Below are 1,632 nucleotides of genomic sequence, written 5' to 3' on the forward strand. Positions count from 1 at the left end.
CAGGCGCTGCTGGCGATGACGCGCTTTTTTTCGCCGACCCAAATGAACCCGCTGGATATCACCCCGCTGCGCGACATCCTGTTCGAGCAGGTCGATTTTGAGCGCTTGCGCCGCCAGCGCGAACTGAAGCTCTTCATCGCCGCCACCCAGGTCAGTACCGGCACGCTGAAGATCTTCCGCAATGCCGACCTGTCGGTGGATGTGCTGCTGGCTTCGGCTTGCCTGCCCTCGCTGCACCGGCCCATCGAAATCGAGGGCGAAGCCTATTGGGATGGCGGCTTGACGGCCAATCCACCGATCTTCCCGCTGCTGCATTCCTGCACCGCGCGCGACGTCATGGTGGTGCTGCTGCATCCCAGCCGCCGCGCCGGCACTCCTACCACCAGCCATGACATCGGCCAGCGCCTGTCGGAAATCAGCTTCAGTTCGGCCTTCTTCACCGAACTGAGCGCGCTGGCCCTGGCCAAGCGCGAAGCCGAGAGTTCCACGCTGGCCTTCGGGTCGCTGGAGCGGCGCTTGCGCCAGTTGAATCTGCACATGATCGATGCCAATGAGTTGATGGAGCAGTTGACCAATCTCTCCAAGCTCAATACCCAGGCCAGCTTCATCGGCAGCCTGTTCCAGCAGGGCCGCGAACGCGCCTCGGAATGGCTGGAGCAGAACTTCGCCCAGATCGGTCATACCTCCACCTTCGACCTGGGGCGCTTCCTGCCCTGAGGCCCTGAATGCCTGGCTTTGCGCACGATCGTTCTTTTTTGTCTATACTTTGCTGCTTGAATCTTCACAGCAGATAAAACAACGACAACCTCATGCGCTCAACCATCGCCAAGAAAGCTTCCCGTTCCGAATTCCTCGACATAGGCGGCCTGCGCTACCACGTGCGCCACTGGGGTGACCCGCAGGCGCCCAAGATCTTCATGATGCACGGCTGGATGGATATGTCGGCTTCGTTCCAGTTCATGGTCGATGCACTGCAAGGGGAGTGGCACGTCATCGCTCCCGATTGGCGCGGCTTCGGCCTGACCGAGCGCAGCCCGGCGCAATCCTACTGGTTCCCCGATTACCTGGCCGACCTCGAGGCCATCCTCGACCACTATGCCCCCGACCAGGCCGTCAACTTGCTCGGCCACAGCATGGGTGGCAATGTCGTGACCCTGTATGCCGGCGTGCGACCGCAGCGCATCGCGCGCCTCATCAACCTGGAAGGCCTGGGCCTGCCCACGGCCAAGCCGGAACAGGCGCCGGGGCGCTTTGTGCAATGGCTGGACGAAGTCAAGCACCGGCCCATCCTGCGCGGCTATGCGACGCTGCAAGAGGTGGCGGCGCGGCTGCAGAAGAACAACGCGCGCCTGTCCGATGAACGCGCTGCTTTCCTGGCCCGGCACTGGGCGCAGCAGGATGAGAGCGGCCTGTGGCAGATCCTGGGCGATCCGGCGCACAAGCAGGTCAGCCCCATCCTGTACCGGGTCGATGAAATGATGGCCTGCTGGAGCCGCATCAGCGCACCGGTGCTGTGGATCGAAGCCATCGACAGCGATATCTGGCGCTTCTTCGGCCCGGCTGCGCTCAAGCGCGAGGAAATCGACCGCCGCATTGCCTGCATCCCCAAGACGCAGGTGGAGATGATTGCCG

Annotated in this window: 2 protein-coding genes; both read left to right on the plus strand. The window is 62.8% G+C overall.

Features of this window, described 5'->3' with window-relative positions; translation table 11 throughout:
* The coding region (locus tag I5W_RS15365) for a patatin-like phospholipase family protein (RefSeq protein WP_044529879.1) at nt 1–717 on the plus strand (717 nt) is incomplete at its 5' end.
* A 92-nt stretch (nt 718–809) separates the two neighbouring features.
* On the plus strand, nt 810–1,632 hold an 823-nt coding region (locus tag I5W_RS15370), incomplete at its 3' end, for an alpha/beta fold hydrolase (RefSeq protein WP_044529880.1).

Origin of the sequence: Herbaspirillum sp. B65 (assembly GCF_000333555.1) — a bacterium.
In the GTDB taxonomy this organism is placed as follows: domain Bacteria; phylum Pseudomonadota; class Gammaproteobacteria; order Burkholderiales; family Burkholderiaceae_D; genus Herbaspirillum; species Herbaspirillum rubrisubalbicans.